Source organism: Humibacter ginsengisoli (assembly GCF_054780095.1).
In genome coordinates, this window is sequence record NZ_BAAGWZ010000003.1 from 306,464 (window position 1) to 324,288 (window position 17,825).

Annotated in this window: 15 protein-coding genes; 2 read left to right on the forward strand and 13 right to left on the reverse strand. The window is 67.7% G+C overall.

Annotation, left to right across the window (positions count from 1 at the left end; translation table 11 throughout):
* Positions 1 to 30: 30 nt before the first annotated feature.
* Complete coding sequence (locus tag ACYVI5_RS06180; RefSeq protein ID WP_460579418.1) at positions 31 to 1,047, reverse strand: VOC family protein; 1,017 nt, start codon at positions 1,045 to 1,047, stop codon at positions 31 to 33.
* Positions 1,048 to 1,364: 317 nt separating this feature from the next.
* On the opposite strand from ACYVI5_RS06180, the gene ACYVI5_RS06185 reads away from it, so the two are divergent.
* Together ACYVI5_RS06185 and ACYVI5_RS06190 are read left to right on the forward strand one after the other, a co-directional pair.
* The gene (locus ACYVI5_RS06185) at positions 1,365 to 2,768 is read left to right on the forward strand and encodes an HNH endonuclease signature motif containing protein (protein ID WP_460579419.1); all 1,404 of its coding nucleotides are present in this window, start codon (positions 1,365 to 1,367) and stop codon (positions 2,766 to 2,768) included.
* A gap of 88 nt (positions 2,769 to 2,856) precedes the next feature.
* Complete coding sequence (locus tag ACYVI5_RS06190; RefSeq protein ID WP_460579420.1) at positions 2,857 to 4,119, forward strand: ROK family protein; 1,263 nt, start codon at positions 2,857 to 2,859, stop codon at positions 4,117 to 4,119.
* 19 nt (positions 4,120 to 4,138) lie between these two features.
* Here ACYVI5_RS06190 and ACYVI5_RS06195 read toward each other — a convergent pair whose 3' ends face one another.
* The 12 genes from ACYVI5_RS06195 to ACYVI5_RS06250 all read right to left on the reverse strand — a co-directional run bounded on the left by ACYVI5_RS06195 (position 4,139) and on the right by ACYVI5_RS06250 (position 17,824).
* Positions 4,139 to 4,912: a TIM barrel protein gene (locus ACYVI5_RS06195; RefSeq protein WP_460579421.1), complete on the reverse strand. Its 774-nt coding sequence runs from the start codon at positions 4,910 to 4,912 to the stop codon at positions 4,139 to 4,141.
* Between the two features lie 5 nt (positions 4,913 to 4,917).
* Positions 4,918 to 5,334, reverse strand: a complete 417-nt coding sequence (locus ACYVI5_RS06200) for a C-glycoside deglycosidase beta subunit domain-containing protein (protein ID WP_460579422.1) — start codon at positions 5,332 to 5,334, stop codon at positions 4,918 to 4,920.
* 9 nt (positions 5,335 to 5,343) lie between these two features.
* On the reverse strand, positions 5,344 to 6,108 hold the full coding sequence (locus tag ACYVI5_RS06205) for a nuclear transport factor 2 family protein (protein ID WP_460579423.1): 765 nt from the start codon (positions 6,106 to 6,108) through the stop codon (positions 5,344 to 5,346).
* Complete coding sequence (locus tag ACYVI5_RS06210) at positions 6,105 to 7,133, reverse strand: sugar phosphate isomerase/epimerase family protein (RefSeq protein ID WP_460579424.1); 1,029 nt, start codon at positions 7,131 to 7,133, stop codon at positions 6,105 to 6,107. Before ACYVI5_RS06210 ends, ACYVI5_RS06205 begins: the two co-directional genes overlap by 4 nt.
* Positions 7,130 to 8,266, reverse strand: coding sequence for a sugar phosphate isomerase/epimerase family protein (locus ACYVI5_RS06215; RefSeq protein ID WP_460579425.1), 1,137 nt, complete (start codon positions 8,264 to 8,266; stop codon positions 7,130 to 7,132). Before ACYVI5_RS06215 ends, ACYVI5_RS06210 begins: the two co-directional genes overlap by 4 nt.
* A complete protein-coding gene (locus ACYVI5_RS06220) occupies positions 8,263 to 8,676 on the reverse strand; it encodes a C-glycoside deglycosidase beta subunit domain-containing protein (RefSeq protein WP_460579426.1) in 414 nt (137 codons plus the stop codon). The genes ACYVI5_RS06215 and ACYVI5_RS06220 overlap by 4 nt, the downstream gene beginning before the upstream one ends.
* 70 nt (positions 8,677 to 8,746) lie before the next feature.
* Positions 8,747 to 10,303: a GMC family oxidoreductase gene (locus ACYVI5_RS06225; protein WP_460579427.1), complete on the reverse strand. Its 1,557-nt coding sequence runs from the start codon at positions 10,301 to 10,303 to the stop codon at positions 8,747 to 8,749.
* Positions 10,300 to 11,094 (reverse strand): TIM barrel protein, encoded by a 795-nt coding sequence (locus ACYVI5_RS06230; protein WP_460579428.1) that lies wholly within the window; start codon positions 11,092 to 11,094, stop codon positions 10,300 to 10,302. The genes ACYVI5_RS06225 and ACYVI5_RS06230 overlap by 4 nt, the downstream gene beginning before the upstream one ends.
* 13 nt (positions 11,095 to 11,107) lie before the next feature.
* Entirely contained in the window at positions 11,108 to 11,479 is a 372-nt protein-coding gene (locus tag ACYVI5_RS06235) for a nuclear transport factor 2 family protein (protein ID WP_460579429.1), read from the reverse strand.
* On the reverse strand, positions 11,476 to 14,139 hold the full coding sequence (locus ACYVI5_RS06240; protein ID WP_460579430.1) for a glycosyl hydrolase family 2 protein: 2,664 nt from the start codon (positions 14,137 to 14,139) through the stop codon (positions 11,476 to 11,478). Before ACYVI5_RS06240 ends, ACYVI5_RS06235 begins: the two co-directional genes overlap by 4 nt.
* Entirely contained in the window at positions 14,136 to 16,301 is a 2,166-nt protein-coding gene (locus ACYVI5_RS06245; RefSeq protein WP_460579431.1) for a glycoside hydrolase family 3 protein, read from the reverse strand. The genes ACYVI5_RS06240 and ACYVI5_RS06245 overlap by 4 nt, the downstream gene beginning before the upstream one ends.
* Positions 16,298 to 17,824 (reverse strand): glycoside hydrolase family protein, encoded by a 1,527-nt coding sequence (locus ACYVI5_RS06250; RefSeq protein WP_460579432.1) that lies wholly within the window; start codon positions 17,822 to 17,824, stop codon positions 16,298 to 16,300. Before ACYVI5_RS06250 ends, ACYVI5_RS06245 begins: the two co-directional genes overlap by 4 nt.
* Position 17,825: the final 1 nt, after the last annotated feature.

Below are 17,825 nucleotides of genomic sequence, written 5' to 3' on the forward strand. Positions count from 1 at the left end.
TGCTCATCGTCGCGCGAATGGCGGATGCCGTCAGCCGCGACCCTGCTTCGCGTACGGATTGAGCAGGGCATCCTTGATCTCCTCGGGCACGCCCTCTTCCGTTGCGCTCGGGCCATCGGCGGGTGGGAACGACTCGGTCATCGACATCGGCATCGCACCGTTGCGGTAGAAGTTGTTCGATCCCTGCGACGGACGCCAGGTGTTCGGCTGCCAGTCGGGGACGTAGTTGCGGTATCCGCCCGTGTTCAGCTCGATGCGCAGGCTGGACGGCTCGCGGTAATAGAGGAAGTTCTGCTCGCCGATGCCGTGGATCGAGGGACCGTACTCGATCGGCACATCGTGCTCCATGAGCGTGTCCGCAGCCATCAGCAGCTCCTCACGCGTGTCGACCCAGAACGCGTAATGGTTGACGCGCCCAGCGCGAGTGGAACCGTCGAGAACGACCCCGAGGTCGTGTGATTTCTCGTTCGTGGTGAGCACCGAGAAGACGGAGAGGGGCGCCTCATCGAGCAGGGTGCGCGCCATGATGCGGAAGCCGAGCACCTCGTTGTACCACTGCGCGAAGGCGTCGACGTCGCTGCACGCGATCGTCACATGGTCGAGTTGCCTGGGAGCTCCTGCGACGGTGCTGCGCTTCTCCGGGCGGTCCGGATAGATGGATGCCTCCACCGGCGCGGCGACGTGTCTCGTGACATCCCAGTGCAACGTCATCGAGTGCCCCCAGGGGCCGGTGAAGCGGTAGGCGCGGCCGATCTTATGCGGCTCCACCCACTCACCGTGGATGCCGGCCGCCTCGACGCGTCGTACGGCCTCTTCGAGCGCCTCGGCACTGGAGGTACGCCACGCCATCGTTTGGAGCGACGGCTCGTCGCCGGGAATGACCACGACCGAGTAAGCGTAGTAGTCACCCCAGCAGCGCAGGTAGACGGCACCGTCGACGCGATCGACGACGGTGAGTCCCACACGGTTCACATAGAAGTCGACGGATGCCTCGACATCCGGAGTCGTGATGGTCACGTACGAGAGGTGGGAGAGAAGCTTGATCATCCTTGACCCTTTCCGACGGGGCGCATTCGTTGCCCTCGGCATCCACTATCGGCGGGCTGCCGCTATCAGGGAACCGCATATTGTCTATCCCGCGGATCGGGTTCGTTTATAGCCGCGCTCGACTGCAGCACGGAACGTCGTCTCGCGTCACCTTTCCTTCGGCGGCCTCGCCCTACCGTGCTCTTGCCCTGGGTTCTTGCCCTCTTGCCCCGGATTCTTTCCGTCCACAGGTGCTCGTTCTGTGGTGTTGTCCACAGGTGAATGTCCTGGTCAGGAGACAGTTCGGAATGTCGGTGGGTGCTGCTTGACTTGGTTGCATGAACACCCCGAACGCACCGGTCGCCGCCTCCACGGCGGCACTGTCGGATGCGTTCGACGCGCTCACCGCGGCACTGGATGACGTGCTGCCCGCGACGGACGTGCACGGTCTCGGCGACGAGGTGTTGTTGACCGCGACCCGGGCGGTGGAGGTGGTCGGTCGGAAGGTCGACGCATTGCGTGCGCACTGTGCCGGGGAGATCCTGGAACGCTCCCCGAAGGGTCTCGGCGCGGAACGACTCTCCGCACGTAACGGGTGCCGCACCCCCGCAGAGTTGACCGCACGGCTCACCGGGGTGTCCGAGGCGACCGCGACCCGACGTGCTGCGCTCGGGCAAGCCGTCACAGTGCGCGGGTCTCTTACTGGTGGGTTGTTGCCGCCGAAGTTCCCGGCCGTCGCGGAAGCCGTCGCTGCCGGGGACCTCGGTGAGGACGCTGCCCGGATCATCGTCTCCACCCTCAGCAGCATTGAGCACCGTGCCGATCCCGTGGACTGGGCCGCCGCGGAGGCCGACCTCGTCGCCTCCGCCGTGCACGAAGGATTCACCGCAGACCAAACCCGGGTGCAGGCCACCGTGTGGAAGGTCGCCCTCGACCCGGACGGTGTCGAGGCGGATGCGGAGGAGGCGATGCGGCAGCGTGCCCTGACCCGGTTGGGTACCCGGGGCGGGCTTGTCAGGTATCGGATGGAGTTGATGCCGGAGATCTCCGGGAAACTCGAACAAGCCCTCGCCGCGGTGGTGTCACCGAAGTCGAAACCAGCGTTCCTTCACGGGGATCAGCCCGGTGACGGGGATCTGGATGACCGGTCGTCACCGCAAAGGCGGCATGACGCGTTCGCGTCGTTGATCGACGCGGCCGCCCGCAGTGCGGAGGTTGCGTCGATGGGTGGTGCCGCCCCCACGGTCCTGGTCACCGTGGACGAACACGACCTCCGGGAGGGGCGTGGTGCCGGGTGGATAGACGGGGTGGACGAGCCGATCCCGATGGCAGCGGTCACCCAGTTCGCCTGCGCCGGCGGCATCCAAAAACTCCTGATGCGGGATGGGCGGGTCGTGTCGTTGTGGTCAGCCGAACGGTGCTTCACCCCACAGCAACGCCGCGCGATCGCCGCCCGCGACCGTGGGTGCGTGATCCCCGGGTGCCGCATCCCGGGCAGCTGGTGCGAAATCCACCACGTGCAAGAACACTCCAAGGGCGGTCCCACGGAGACCGGCAACGGGGTTGCGCTCTGCTGGTACCACCATCACCACGTCGACACCGGCGGATGGGCCATCAAGATGGTCAACGGGGCACCTCACGTCCGAGCACCCGCATGGATCGACCCCAACGGAACCTGGCGACCCACCGCCACCGCACGCGGAAGACCGACGCGCCGCGAAAACCACCAAGGTCGCGAATAGGCGTGGAACCGACCTAAGTAACCCGAGTTCCATCCATAGTCTCGCCGTAACGATGCCGATGAAGTCCGCGCTTGTGTCAGAATCGAGCGTGGCCAGAAAGTCAGCATTGCGATTCGGCGCCCAGACCGACGAAGTGACGAGCCTGCTTCGGATCGTCAACATGGTGCGAACCGGAGAAGCGTCGACGCGCCCGGAGATCGGGCGCCTCACGGGTCTCGGACGCGGGGTCGTCACCCAGCGGGTCGAGGCCGCGATAGAGATGGGATTCCTCGAAGACGGCGAGTTCGGCCCCTCCTCGGGCGGTCGCGCCCCACGCACCCTGCGGTTCCGATCCGACCAGGCGTACATCGTCGTCTGCGCGCTCGGGGCGCTGCACATCCGCGTCGGACTCGCTTCGCTCGATGGCGAAGTCCTGGCTCAAGATCATCGCGACTGGGAGATCGCCCGCGGACCGGCAGAGACGCTCGACGCCGCGATCGAGATGATCGACACTCTGCTGGATGCGGGCGATGGCCGCCCGGTCTGGGCGGTCGCCGTCGGCGTGCCAGGGCCTGTCGACTTCGAGACCGGGGCCCTCGTGGCGCCGCCGATCATGCCGGGCTGGAACGGGTTCAATGTGCGCCGTCGCTTCGAGCAGCGGTTCGATGCACCGGTCTGGGTGGACAACGACGTGAATCTGCTCGCTCTCACCGAGCGTGTGCACCGCAGGGACGACGCCGTCGATCTCATCTACTGCAAGGTCGGCAGCGGAATCGGCGCCGGTCTGCTCTCACGCGGACGACTGCATCGTGGCTCCAATGGCGCGGCAGGAGACATCGGGCACGTGCGCGTACGAGACTCCGAGGTGCTCTGCCGATGCGGCAAGGTCGGTTGCCTGGAGGCCGAAGCCGGTGGCTGGGCCATGGTGCGCGACGCAGAGCAGGCGATCGAGGACGGGAACAGCGGCGCGCTGGCAACGCTGCACAAGCGAGGCGACCCGATCACTCCCGAGGCGATCTCGATCGCGGCCACCGATGGCGATGCGCTCGCCATCTCTCTCGTGCAACGATCCGCACGGCTCGTCGGCGAGTCGATTGCGGCGCTGGTCAACATGTTCAACCCGGCCGTGATCGTGATCGGAGGCGCGATGTCCGGCGCGGGCGAGATCTTCCTCGCCGAGGTGCGCCAACGCGTCTACGAGCTTTCACTCCCCCTCGCCACCCGTGACCTCGCCGTCGTCTCGTCGGTCAACGATGCGAACGAGCCCCTCCGAGGAGGTGCGGAGCTGGCCATCGAGGAGCTTTTCGAGTCCACTTTCCCGCGCTGGTTCGCGACCGGGCGCCCCACCATCGAGGGCGTCAAGGCCGCCTGACCCCAGTGCACCCCATGCCTCAGTGCTCTCCCATGGCTGAGCGGATGTACGCGACCGCCGTCGTCAGGTCCGTCGAGGGGACGAACTCGAGCGAAATGGATCCTGAGTAGGCGCCCTCCTCGAGTGCATGGAACACCACGGCCCAGTCGATGTCACCCGTTCCCGGCTGTCCTCGGCCAGGGAAGTCGGCGATGTGGACGTAGCGGACGAGGTCGGCGACCGCGGCGTACTGCGCCGCGAAGCCCTCGCCCTGAGCGACGGAGTGATAGACGTCGTAGAGCATGCGGAGCGAGGGCTCATCGATGGCACGCACGATGGCCGAGACATCCGCGTTGCTGTCGATGAGCAAGCCCGGGTGATCGACACGAGTGTTCACGGCCTCCATCACGAGGGTCACCCCCGAGCCACGGACCGATGTCGCCGCCTCGCCGTAGACATCCACGAGACGGTCGAGCTGGCTCCGCCTCTTCTCCCCCGGAAAGCCGAGGCCGGGGTCGAGGATGACGAAGGGGCAGTTCAGTTCCCGCGCGTTGTCGACCGAGCGCATCAGGCCGGAGCGGAATGCATCGAGGTCGGCGGTTGGCCACGCGGTGTCCATCCTGGGCTCGGCAACGAGTGACACCAGCCGCATGCCCGTCGAGTCGAGCGCCGCCTTGAGCTCCGGAATGTCCTTGTCGAACGTGGACCAGATCTCGATCTCGTCGAAACCCGCGGCCCGAGCGGCGTCGATCCGCTCCGTCACCGAGTCGATCCCGGGGTAGTTGAGTTCGAGGTTGGAAGTGAGCGTGAACACAGTCGTCAGGCGAGAACCAGCTCACGTTGCACGGGCACCCGGTTCGTCACGTAACGACCCGGACCGCCGTCGACACCGGGCATGATCTGCATGTACAGCAGCCGCATGGTGAGCACGATCTCGACGGTGACCCGGTCACCCGGTGCCGGCACGTGCTCGAGCGGGATGACGACATCCGGCCGGTCCGCGACGAACCAGAGCGTGTCCCACTGCTCGGGCAGCTCCTCGACGGTGTAGCTGCGATCGTTCAGCACGAAGCGCAGCACCTCCTTGGGGATCGCGACGCCGTCGACGGTCGCCTCGACGTTGTCCACCGCCGAGAGCCAGAGACTGCGGTACCAGGGAATCTGGACCGAGACTGCGATCCCATCGGGCAGGCGCCGGACATCCTTGTCCTGAAAGAGGGAGTTGTGGGTTGCCATGAGCGCTCCTTACGCGAAGGTGTCGGTGAATGTCTCGTGCGGAACCGGTGGCACCGGATCCAGTTTCTGAACGGTGGATGGACTGTACGGGTGGTTCGTGCTCGGTACTGGTTCGTCGGCCGGCGGCATGAAGACGGGCTTGCCGTCGTCGCCGAAGTACATGAGGTCGAGGTCGAACGCACCCTGGTTCTTCAGCCCGAAGCTGACCCAGTTCTCGTCGAACGGGGCGCGGGCGAGCTCATAGCAGCGGAACTTCCAGATCTTCCACTCGCCGTCCTGGCGCAAGAAGTCGATCGCGTACTTGCACCAGACCCAGTGGGCCCACACTTTCTTGCCCAGCACCTCACCGTGCGAATACATGTCGGGGAACTCCTCGGCGACCTTCGGATCGGTCAGGCCCGACTCGGTGCCTGCCATCAGCCAGACGCCTTTGGCGGTCTCCCCGTCGCCGGCGACCTCGATCACCGGCGTGGTGGTGGCGTGAAGGATCAGCTTGCCGACCGGGGCAGGGCGACCTTGGTGATAGCGGATCACGCTGTCGTAATCCGTGTACTGTCCGGCATTGGTGTAGCGGGCACGAATGCCGGGTGTGCCCCGCTTCACCCATAGCGGGATGATCTGCTCGTCCTGGAAGGCGTTGTGCAGATACATGTACCTGCTGAACAGGTTCTCGATCTGTCCGCGATCTACGGCGCTATGTGCCAGCGCCTGCGCCGCAGCGACCTGTTCGCGCAGGTGTTCCACCTCGGCCTTCAACTGCTCGATGCCGGTCATACGGCCACCACGCTCTCTTCGATCGCGCGCCGCATCAGCGCGTGCTGCTTCTTCACCAGGTCGATCGGGTCGGCCTCTCCGAGGTCGGAGAACGCATGGCCCTCCCACTCGCTGGAGAGGTAGCCTTCGTATCCGCCGCTCACGAACTGACGCACGATGCGCGGGATGTCCATGGCCGGCTCGTCGCCGTTGGCATCGATGTCGAAGAACTTGGCGTGCACGTGGAAGATCCGCGGCATGATGTCGAGCCACTCCTCCGGCGGCACGAGCCCATGCATGTTGAACGCGAGGCGCGTGAACGGTCCGAACCGCACCGGGTCGACGCCCTCGCCGCGCAGATAATCCTCGAACTTCTGATTGCGCACGTGCATCGGCGTCGGCTCGTGCCAGATCTCATTCATGACCGGGAAGTGCCGCTCGTCCAGGCCCATCTTGGCCAGCTGCGACAGCAGCGTCGGCGAGAGGCTGTGCATGGTCGAGGAGAAGTCCGCAGTGAACCCGAGCCGGTCGCTGCCCAGCTCGTCGTACATCTCCCGGATGCCGAGCACCTTCTCGTCGTTCGGTCCCTGTGGTGCGTGGATCTCGTAGCCGAGCCGCTGGTCGTACTTCTCCGCCAGGGGCAGCAGGCTACGCAACAGCTCCTTGCCTGCCGAGCGGATGACGACCCGCTTGAAACCGAGCTCGTGGGCGGTCTTCAGCTGCCGCGCGAGAAAGTCATGCTCCTCGTCCGGTGTCATGTCACGGTCCTTGCGCCGCCCCATGTCGAGATTCGTGCCCACCGCGCTGGGTTCGAGCTCGTACCTCTCGAGCGTGTCGAACCACAGCTTCACGAAGTCGGCGTCGACGTCGGGGTACGTGCGCAGCAGTTGCGCGATGTTGAACTCCACACCGGGCCCGATGCCGTTCTCCGCGACGGCTGCGATGAGGGTCTCTGGTGTGTACAGCCCGGCCGCGAACTCGCTCGTCATCGAGTACAGCGTGGTGCCCAGACGGATGCCGGTGCCTGCGATGGAATCGGTGGTCATGCGTTCACTCCTTCGGTTCGTGGCAGCCATGCCGCCAATCGGGTGCGGGCATCCGCAGCATCGGTCACCATGGCGGAGCCGGCATCCTGCGCCGCAGATCGCTGCACGGCCTGTTCACCGGCGATGATCTCGAACGGCGACTGCCAGTGGTTCCAGTGCCAGCCCTCGTACTCACTGGAGATCGCGCCGTTGTAGCCGTTGTCGACCAGCAGACGGATGAGGTCGCGCACCGGAACCGAGGGCTCCTCGCCGTTCTCGTCGATGCCGAAGAACTTGCCGTGCACGTGCTTGATCCACGGCATGATCTGCAGCCAGTCATCCACGCGCGCAGGTCCGAACAGTCCGGTGCCGTTGATGCCGAAGTCGACACCGAGGTCGGGGCGGCCGTTCTCCGCGCCGAGCGCGATGAACCGTCCGAACCGCTGCCCGTGCTCGGCCTGGTCGGCAGGCGGGCCGGCCCGGTAGAACTCGTCCCACAGAGCCACCACCTTGGCGAGCAGTTCCTCCGACGCGCCTCGGCGTCGGTACGCCTCCACGAGCGAGGGCGCGAAGCCGACCGTCGTCGCGCCCCAGTCCGCGGTGAAGCCGAGGTACGGCGAGCCGACCTTCTCGTAGCGGTCGCGCAGCGCCAGGATGCGCGGATGCGACGCGTACTGGTCGGCGTGCACCTCCAGGGCAAGGGTCACACCGTAGCGCTCGGCGACGGGGGCCAGGGCCTCCATCGAGTCCGGAGTGATCGAGATCTGCACACGCGCGATCGGGAAGCCGAGCTTCGCGGCGGCCTCGATCTGGCGGCGCATGTACTCGATGAGCTCGTCCTGGTTCAGCAGCCGGTCCCGGTGGATGCCGATGTCGGCGTTGATCGCCAGTGACGTCGGCACCAGCCCGACCTCGTCGACGAGATCCCGGAACCAGCCGGCGTATTCCTCGTCGATTGTGGGGAACCCGCGGAAGCTGGAGAAGCCGATGATTTCCAGACCAGGGCCGTATCCGTCGGCCGCGACCTTGCGGATCAGCTGTTCGAGGTCGTACTCACGGCCGTGGAACGCTCGGGTGAAGCTGTAGAGCGTGACTCCCTGGATCGGGCTGCCCTTCGTCGCGCCTGTGCCCATCTTTGTGTCTGACTCGGTCATGCTGCCGCCTCCCCCGTCGATCGTGCGGACATCGTCTTCGTGTCGTGCTCCTCGATGCGCAGCACCTCGTCGTCGCCGATGATGATGTACGGGATGTAGAGCTTCAGCTCCACGTCCACCCGGTGCTCACCGGCATCCGCGCGGATGGGGATGTCACCGGAGACCACCGCCGAGTCCAGCGGAAACCACCATTCGTCGATCTTGTCCGCGAGCTCGTCGATGCGGAACGTCTTGCCGTTCATCCCCCAGCGCAGCGACTGCGCCGGCGCCGGAACGCCGTCGACCGCGAGCGACACCTCGGAGATGCACGAGCCGGGAAGCGCCCGGTACCACGGAATGCGCACTTCGACGCTGCTGCGGGCTCCGTCGGTGGTGAGCGTGCCCTGCTCGATGATGCGATCGGGAATCATCGCGACCTCCTTGAATTGCGTGGTGCTTGTTCTGACACGTTGTCGTCCTTCTTCTGTGTGGTCAGGGGATTCATTGCTTCTCCCGTTCGAGTTCGGCCGCTATGCGGCGAGCGCCGCGCACGGCAAGGGCCACACTGGTGAGCGTCGGGTTGCACGCTGTCGCCGTGGGGATCACACCGTTGCCTGCCACGTACACGCCTGACGCAGACCAGACCTCGCTGTCCGGGCCGCAGACGCTGCACCCGTCGTCGGTCTGGCCCATCCGCACGGTGCCCTGGTAGTGCAGCGACGCACCGAGCGGCATGGTGAACGGATGCTCGTCGAGTGGCTCCCCCACCGCCCGCCCGAGGCGCACGATCTCGGTTCGCGCCCGGTCGAGCACCTCGTGGTCGCGATCGGTGAGCCGGTAGTGGATGCGCATGGCCGGCATCCCGTAGGCGTCCATCTCGTCGCCGGCGAACTCGACGCGGTCGTCCCACTGCAGGTCCTTTGCGGTGAACAGTCCTAGGCCGACGATCGACCCAGGCACCGCCGGATCGTCCTCGGCCAGCGGAACGGGCGAGGCGTCCAGCTGCATGATCTGGCCGTGGAACGGCTCCGCATCGGTATACGGAACCCAGCTGACCCCGCTCTGCTCGCTCAGGGTGCCGGCCACGATATCGTGCTCGTCGGACTGGCCGGCGGGTCCGTTCGGGGTGGCCGGCGCTGCCGCATCGCGGATGCGGGAGGCGAAGACAACCTGCGACTGGTCGTTCAGCATGCGACCGAGTGCGGCGGGACGGATGCCCGACGCCCACAGCACCTGCGGCGTACGCAGCGCGTCGGCGGCGACCACGACGAAACGCGCTCGCACGTCGTGGGTTTCACCGGTGCGGCGGTCCAGTACCGCCACGCCTGCGGCGCGGCCGTTCTCCAGCAGCACGCGGGTGACGAGCGATTCATCGTGGAGCGCGAAGTTCGGGTTCTGCCGGGTGATGTCGCCGAACACGACGTCCGAACCCGACCACACCAGCCTGCCGTCCTCGCGCCGGTGCACGGCCAAAGGCATCCGCTGTACCCGACGCTCGGGCGGTCGTCCGTCATCCACCGCCGCGGCCAGCCGCTCACGAACCAGGTCGGTGAAGGGCGCACCGTCGAACGCGTGCGTGGTCACGCCGAGCAACCGGTCCGCTTCGTCGAGCAGTTCGTCGAGATCGGGGAGGAATCCGATGCGCTCGCTGTCGCCGGGCCGCGGGCAGGCGCCGGTCCAGTGCGCGCCCATACCGCCGACGTTGCTGGAGAACGCAGCGACCGGCATTCCGTCCTCGCCCGGGAATGCGTACCCCTTCTCCAGCACGTACGTGCCGGGACGAGCCATCCTGCTTCCGGCCTTCACCGCGCCGGGCGAGGCGACGGTCTCGGCGTCGACGGCGGGGCCCTGCGAGGCGTGCTGAGCAGCCGCGCGGGCGGCGGCATCCTCGATGTTGTTCACGTGCGACCCGGGCGGTTCCGAGACGGTTGGCCCCACCTCGAACATCGCAACAGATGCTCGAGGTGCTCGTTCGCTGAGGATGCGCGCGTAGGCGGCACCGGTCGGCCCGCTTCCCACGATGGCGACGTCGACGACATCCGGATAGCGCCTGCTCATGCTGCTGCCGCCAGGTCGCGGATGAACATCGTGGATGCCACGGACTCCTTCGTCGGGTAGTACTCCAGGCCGATCGGACCGTCGTACCCCGACCGCCGAAGAGTGCGCAGCGCGTCCGGCCAGTCGATCGCCCCGCTGCCGGGCTCGCCACGGCCCGGCGCGTCGGCGATCTGCACATACTTCACCAGGTCGCCTGCGCTGGCTAGCTCGGCGGCGACATCCTCACGCTCGACGGTGGAGTGGTAGAGGTCGTAGAGGATGCCGAAGAACGGCGAGTCGACGCCACGCGCGACGTACGCCGCCTCCGTGGTGCGATCCAGCAGCGATCCCGGGTGGTCGACTCGGATGTTGACCGCCTCCAGTGCGAGGGTGATACCGGAGCCGTCGATCTGGGCCATCGCCTTGCGGTAGATCTCGATCAGGTCGTCGAGCTGGGTCTGTCGTTTGCTGCCGCCGAACCCGGTGCCGCTGCCGACGACGATGCGCGGGCATCCGAGCTGATGCGCGATGGCGACGCCTTCGTCGAGCTTGCGGTAGAACTCGGAGTGGTCCCGCGGCGGGATCATGAACTGGGTGCGCGGTTCGGCCAGCTGGGCCGTCAGGACCGTGCCGGTCTCCTCGAGCGCGGCCTTCAGCGCCGGCACGTCCTTGGGTTTGGCAGGGGCGTCGACGCCGGTCGGGCCCCACATCTCGACGGCGTCGAACCCGGCTGCGGCGGCGGCGCGCACGCGGTCGTGGTAGTCCCCCGCCTCCGTGAAGAGCAGTTCGATATTGGGTGCGAGCTGATACACGTGTCTCTCCTTCTCAGAACATCGGATGGTCGTGGGCGGCATGCACGGGAACCTGCTGCAGCACGTCCCAGTGCTCGACGATCCGGCCGTCCTCGAATCGGTAGATGTCCGCGACCGCGGCGTCGGGGACGCCTGGACGCGAAGCCTTCACATGCACCATCGCCGTGTCACCGTCGACGAGGATGCGCTGGATCTCGAACCGCGCATCCGGGGAGCCGTCGAACTTCGGAGTGAGCGCCTCGACCGCAGCCGCCGGCCCATCGGGAATCCCAGGATTGTGCTGCCGGTAGCCGTCGGCGACGAGGTAGGCGAACGCATCCGCCACCCGCTTCTGCGTGTAGAAGAGGTCGCAGAAGCGCTCGAACGCTGCACGGTTGCCGGTCATGCGGGCTCCCTGCGCGTCAGTCTCACGGGACCGAGCAGCCCTGACGGCTCCTGCTGCGCGAACGCGGAGAAGAAGTCGGGCTGCGCCTTCACCAGAGTGTTGGTCACCTCCACGACGAGGGTGTTGCGCTGCCGCAGCACGCCGTTCGGCACCTCGAACCGGTACGGAGGCGCGATACGCGTGCCGAGGTCCGTGCCGTTGAGCGTCACCTGAGCGATCTCACCGACCTCGCCCAGGTCGAGGCGGAAGCATCCGTCGGTGTGCTCCTGCGCGAAGGATGCCGTATAGCGTGCGGTGCCGCTGAAACGCGGCAGCAGGCCCGGCGCATCCAACGGCGTGAGCTCGTCGAGCTCGCGCCATGGTGTGAAGGCCGGGTACTCCTCCGACGTCGCGGTCTCGACGCTCCAGGCCGGTGCGAGCACCGCGACACGATCGTCGCGTGCGGCGGGGGTGACCGGGAGGCCCTGCCAAGTATCGGGGTTGCCGACGATCAGCACGACGGCCTCCCCGGCGCGCAGCTCGAGGGAGACGGTGGTGCCCTGGGTTGACGTGGGTGGCGACGACAGGCTCGGCACCGTGGTCTCGCCCGACGGCGCCGGCGTGCTCGGCACCGTCGTCAGGGTCGTCGTGAAGGCATCGAAGGCGACAGCCTCCCCTGACCGTGGAATCGTCATCCGGGTACGCACGGCGTCGCGCGTGGACTCGTTGACGAGCATCACCACATCCGTGGCGCCCAGGTCGCGCCGGTACACGCGCAGCGACGGCGACGGCGTCGAAACCCGCACTGCACGGGCGGTGAGGGATGCGCCCACTTCAGCCAGCTCGCCGAGCGGCACCGCGCGGAACCTGTCGCGCAGGGCCGCCGGCTCTCCCCCGGCGACCTCGGGCACTTCGTCGACGAAGACGACGGGAACGCCCGCCTCGTCGAGTCGCAGCAACTGGGCCGCCACCTGCTCGGGGAGATAGGCGCTGCCCGGCACGATGAGAGCGTCGTACACCTCATCGCCCAGTGCCAGACCCGTGCCCGCGGCCCGCGCACCGGTGAGCGCGTCCGCGGGCACGATGTCGGAATCCAGCTGCGCCTCCATGAGCGGGCGGAGCGGGCGCTCGCACGGTTGCGCTGGTCCGAGCCACTCGGCATCCGCGTGATAGAGCACGGCGAATGGTGCCACATGCGTTCCGCCGCTCAGCAGATAGCTCAGGCGGTTCGTGTAGTCGCTCAGCAGCCGGTGGTGCCGGTACTGCGGGTTGTGCCCGTGCGCGTAGAAGTGCGGCGGGCAGTCCGGGTCCGGGAACGGCGCAGGCGAGAACGCATGCGGCACGACGTGGGTGACTCCGCGCACCAGCAGGTGGTTGCTGAGCCACGTGAAGAGGCGCAGGCCCGCGTACCAACCGGAGGCGCCGATCGTCTCGCACATCGAACGGCCGCGCTTGAGCGGATCGAGGTGCGCCGCGGAGGAGGCCAGCTTCGCGAGTCCGAAGTGGAAGAACTCGCCGCCGGCAGCGCCGGAGAAGTTGGCGAACGGACCGCGCGAGAAGCCCGGGACCACCTGGCCGCCGATGATGTCGACGCCGGCCATGTCCTGGCCCGCCATCGCCCGGAAGTAGTGCCCGGCGCCCGGGCCCAGGCGGGCGTGCGCTCCGTTGTCCTCGATGACGTGCCCGATGTGCTCGACGCCGTGGGCACGGCACCAGTCACCGAGCTGCCGGCCGAAGCTGTCGGAGTAGAGCCGGCTGACGGCATCCATGAAGGCGTAGCGCACCCGGCGCTCCGCTCCGCCTGCCGGTGCCCACAGCAGTGGCAGAACACCGTGCAGGTCGGGCCCGAGCGTCGCGGTCAGGCGAGCCGCAAGTTCGTCGTTCCACGGCAGCGGTACGGCCTTGCCGGGCGCGGAGCCGAAGTCGAACGTGTCGGGATCGTTGTACAGGCCGGGTTCGTCGCTGAAGAATCCGGCGATCGTGGAGCCGAAGTCGCCCGCGTAGCGCTCGTGGATGCGCTCGTACACGGTGTCGACCAGCAGGCGCACCGACGCCGGGTTCAGGTAGTCGATGTGGTCGGCATGTCGCACGCTTCCGCCGTCCGTTGTGACGGAGAGGAAGAACACGCGCCACCAGCCGTCCGGGACGTCCCAGTAGAGCATGCCGTCGACGATCCGATCCGTCAGGTCGATCGGATCGCCGGTCAGCTCGGCCGAGTCTTCGGCACGTGGATAGGCGACCACGCGCAACAGCGCGCCGGGATCGACGGACGCCGCCGGTCCGAAGAACGGCGTGCGGTCCACGATGAGGGAGGCGCCGCGCGCCGGGCCGACGACATCCGTGTGCCGTTCGACGAGGAAGCGACGGCGGAGTTCCGCCGGCGCAGACTCGATCGCACCTGCCGCATGCCCGGTCGGGAACGTGTCGTCGTCGAAGAACCACACCTTCATGCCGCGCCGGCGCGCGATCTCCAGCACCGCGTCGACATCGCGCCACCAGCCTTCACCGAGGAACTCGGGATGCGGGCGTGCCTCGAGGATGACCGCGCCGATGCCGGCATCCGCGATGCGTTCCATCTCCTCCCGCACGACCTCGACCGGGCCGCCCTTCTGCCAGAACAGCGGCATGATCGCGTTCGGCACATCGCCGCTCATCGCTTCCCGGAGTCGTTGCAGAGTCATGACCGCTCCACCGTCAGACGAGTGGACAGCCGGGACGTGCCGTCGCTCACGGCGATGGTGAACGTGCCCGGTTCGAGGATGCGCGTGTCCCCGTCGGCCCAGAAGCTCAGGTCGTCGGCGGTGAGGCGGAACTCGACCCGAGCCGACTCTCCTGAACCGAGACAGGTTCGGCGGAACCCGCGGAGTCTGCGCACGGGCTGCGTGAGCGAGGCGACCTCGTCGGTGATGAACAGCATCACGACGTCGTCTCCGTCGCGGTCGCCGGTGTTGCGGACGCTCACGGATGCCTCGACACCGGGCCCGTCGAGCGCGCCTGCGCTCACCGCCTCGTGCGACAGTGCGAATGCTTCGAGCTCGAAGGTGGTGTAGCTGAGTCCGTGCCCGAAGTCGAACTGCGGACCGAGCGGCAGGTCGAGGAACTTCGACGTGTAGTGATCGTCGGTGTTGTTCGGCCCGGTGAACTCGGCCGCGGTCTCCGGCAGCAGCGCGCCGCCGGTGCGCGGCGGGCGACCGGTGCGCTCGTGGTCGTGGTAGATCGGCACCTGTCCGACGGCGCGTGGGAACGTCATGGGCACCCGGCCGCCGGGGTTCACCCGCCCGGAGAGTGTCGCGGCGATCGCGGCCGGAGCCTCCACGCCGAGGTGCCAGACACACAGCAGCGCGTCGACCCGGTCGACCCAGTCCTCGACCGCGAGGGGGCGACCTGTCGCGAGCACGACGACGACCCGCGCCCCGGCATCCGCGAGCGCATGGATGAGCCGGCGCTGCGCCGTCGGCAGCGTGATGTCGGCGCGGGATGCGGCCTCGCCCGAGATCCGGCTCGGCTCACCGACCGCGAGCACGACCAGGTCTGCGGCCGCCGCACGCTCGACCATGTCGGCGATGCCGGCATCCGTCGTCTCGAAGAAGTCCGCTCCGCCGGTGACGTCCCACTCGACACCGGGAAGTTCGGCGGCCAGCGCATCGACGAGGCTTTCGCCCGCCGGCGTGGCGAAGGGCTGCACCCAGGCACCCAGGTGATCGAGGCTGCGCGCATACGGACCGGCGAGCAGGATGCGCCCTGTCACCGGCAGCGGCAGCGCACCGCCGTTCGTCAGCAGCACCGTGCACCGTTCGGCCGCTTCCCGTGCGCGGGCGCGATGCTCCGAGGTGGCCACAGTGACGGCTCGCGTCTCGTCGACGTATGGGTTCTCGAACAGGCCAAGCCGCTGCTTCAGCCTCAGCACCCGGAGCACCGCGTCGTCGACACGTTCCACCGGCACCTCGTCCGGGGTGAGGAGCGGGCTGCCGTCGACTGCCACCAGCGGCGTACCGCCCATCACGACGTCGACGCCCGCCGTCAGTGCCAGCGCGATCGCCTCCCGCTCGTCTTCCGCGACCCCGTGGTCGACGAGCTGCGCGACGCCTTCCGCATCGCCGACGACGACACCGTCGAAGCCCCACTCTTCCTTCAGCACACCGGTGAGCAGCGCCGTGTTCGCGTGCATCGGATGCCCGTTCAGCGAATTGAACGACGCCATCACGGATGCCGCACCCGATGCGACCCCCACCCGGAACGTCTCGAGGTACGTCTCCCGCAGGCGCCTCGCGGAGACATCCGTCGTGTTGTAGTCGCGACCGGCCTCCGCGGCGCCGTACGCCACGAAGTGCTTGAGGCACGATGCGACACGATCGCTCGCTGCGAGGTCGTCGCCCTGGTACGCGGCCACCTTCGCCGCGGTGAAGCTCGAGGCGAGAAAGACATCCTCGCCGAAGCTCTCCACGACGCGTCCCCATCGCGGATCGCGCACGAGGTCGACCATCGGCGAGTACGTCCAGGTGACGCCGTTCGACCGAGCCTCCGCCGCGGACACCCGGGCGTCGTCTGCTGCGACCTCGGCGTCGAAGCTCGCGGCCTGTGCCAGCGGTGTCGGGAAGATCGTGAACTGTCCGTGCAGCACATCGAGCGCGATCAGGAGCGGGATGCCCAGCTCGGTCTCGTCGACCGCGATGCGCTGCAGCGCATTCGTCTCTGCGGCGCTCGGCGGCCAGAACGTGGAACCGAGGCCGCGACGCACGAGGTCGTCACGCTCGGCGGCATCCTTCACCCAGAGGATCTGCAACTGCAACAGCTTCTGCTGCCAGTTCATGCGGGCCAGGAGCTGTTCGATGTCGACGCTCATGCGGCGATCTCCTCGGTGAGCACCCCGTACCGGAAGCGACGGAACACGACCTCGCCGTCACCGGCGGCGAACAACGCCGGTCGCAGGCTCTTCAGGTCGTTCATCGTCGCCGAGTGCGCGCCCGACGTGTCGTAGCGCACCTCGTGCCGCTGCCCGGCACGCCCAGGAGCCGAGTGCCATCCGGTGACGATGTGGTGGTCGTTCGTCAGCCGCAACCGGATGATCGTTCCCGGCTCCGCCGGTTCCCGCCAGTGCGTGCGGATGCCGCCGGCGTAGCTCTGCATCGATCCGCCGTCCCAGCCCATGCCGAAGAACATGCGGTCGTTGAAGTACAACAACAACCCCCCGCTCGCGTCGCCGCGAAGCTCGAGTTCTACCTCCACCTGGTACGCCCGGTCCATCGCCCACGTCGTCACCGGTGAGGAGTCCGACGGACCGCATCCCTTGCCGCTCAGCACGAGCCCGTCGTCGAATCGGGCGCGGCCGGTCTCGTCCTGGCCGGGATTGTCGAACACCCAGCGCTCGCCCCACGCGGGCGCGGCGAAATCATCGGAGGGCGCCGGCACGCCGACCGGAGTGCCGGCGGTGGCGGCCGATCGGCACGGCATCCGCAGCGGCGCGCCGAGGTCGCGCCCGACCCCGACCGGCCATCCATCCTCGGTCCATTCGATCGGTTCGAGCAGCACCTGCCTGCCCAGCGTGCGGTACCCGTTCGCGTAGCCGTGCGACAGCATCCACCAGGAGCCGTCCGCCGCCTGAAGCATCGTCGCGTGACCGCGAGACCACCACGCGTCATCGGCCGACCACGTGCGCGAGACCGGGTTTCCCGGAGCGTTCTGCCACGGCCCGTCGACGGACCGCGAACGGGCCACGATGACCATGTGTCCGGTCGCCGGACCTCCCGTGCCGCCGACCGCGCTCACGAGATAGAACCACTCGCCTCGACGGAACAGCTTCGGGCCCTCCAGCGCATACGCCTCGGTGATCCACTCGTCGGGGTAGCGCCATCCGTCGTACACGTGCTCGAGCCCGCTGACCGCGTGCAGCCCGTCGGCGCTCAGCCTGCATCGACGGATGCCGTTGACGAAGAGATAGCGCTCGCCGTCCTCACCCGCAATGTGCCCGGGATCGATCGCCCCGGAGACGCCCGTGAAGACCGGTTCGCTCCATGGCCCTTCCGGGTGGTCGGCGTGGACGACCCACACCTGTGGCTCCGTGATCGTCTCCGACCACTTGCTCGGGACGTAGGGGAAGTAGATGTAGTACCGTCCGGCGTGTTCGACGAGGTCGGGAGCGAACACCGTGCTCGCCGGCCTCTCCAACGCAGAGGCGACGAACGTCCAATTCACGAGATCGGGCGAGCGCCAGATCGCCAGGCCCGGGGCCGCGTCGAACGAGGAGCAGGTCAGGTAGTAGTCGTCTCCCACCCGGAGCACGCTCGGGTCCGGCCGGTCGCCGGGCAGCACGGGGTTGAGGAACGTTCCGTCCCCGAGGTCGGAGGCGGGCCGGGTGGATTGTGTCATG

Bases quoted from the DNA above. Each gene is read 5' to 3' on its own strand.
- ACYVI5_RS06210 (WP_460579424.1), bottom strand. From the start codon at position 7,133: ATGACCACCGATTCCATCGCAGGCACCGGCATCCGTCTGGGCACCACG.
- ACYVI5_RS06215 (WP_460579425.1), bottom strand. From the start codon at position 8,266: ATGACCGAGTCAGACACAAAGATGGGCACAGGCGCGACGAAGGGCAGC.
- ACYVI5_RS06200 (WP_460579422.1), bottom strand. From the start codon at position 5,334: ATGGCAACCCACAACTCCCTCTTTCAGGACAAGGATGTCCGGCGCCTG.
- ACYVI5_RS06185 (WP_460579419.1), top strand. From the start codon at position 1,365: ATGAACACCCCGAACGCACCGGTCGCCGCCTCCACGGCGGCACTGTCG.
- ACYVI5_RS06180 (WP_460579418.1), bottom strand. From the start codon at position 1,047: ATGATCAAGCTTCTCTCCCACCTCTCGTACGTGACCATCACGACTCCG.
- ACYVI5_RS06220 (WP_460579426.1), bottom strand. From the start codon at position 8,676: ATGATTCCCGATCGCATCATCGAGCAGGGCACGCTCACCACCGACGGA.
- ACYVI5_RS06235 (WP_460579429.1), bottom strand. From the start codon at position 11,479: ATGACCGGCAACCGTGCAGCGTTCGAGCGCTTCTGCGACCTCTTCTAC.
- ACYVI5_RS06205 (WP_460579423.1), bottom strand. From the start codon at position 6,108: ATGACCGGCATCGAGCAGTTGAAGGCCGAGGTGGAACACCTGCGCGAA.
- ACYVI5_RS06245 (WP_460579431.1), bottom strand. From the start codon at position 16,301: ATGAGCGTCGACATCGAACAGCTCCTGGCCCGCATGAACTGGCAGCAG.
- ACYVI5_RS06240 (WP_460579430.1), bottom strand. From the start codon at position 14,139: ATGACTCTGCAACGACTCCGGGAAGCGATGAGCGGCGATGTGCCGAAC.
- ACYVI5_RS06250 (WP_460579432.1), bottom strand. From the start codon at position 17,824: ATGACACAATCCACCCGGCCCGCCTCCGACCTCGGGGACGGAACGTTC.
- ACYVI5_RS06225 (WP_460579427.1), bottom strand. From the start codon at position 10,303: ATGAGCAGGCGCTATCCGGATGTCGTCGACGTCGCCATCGTGGGAAGC.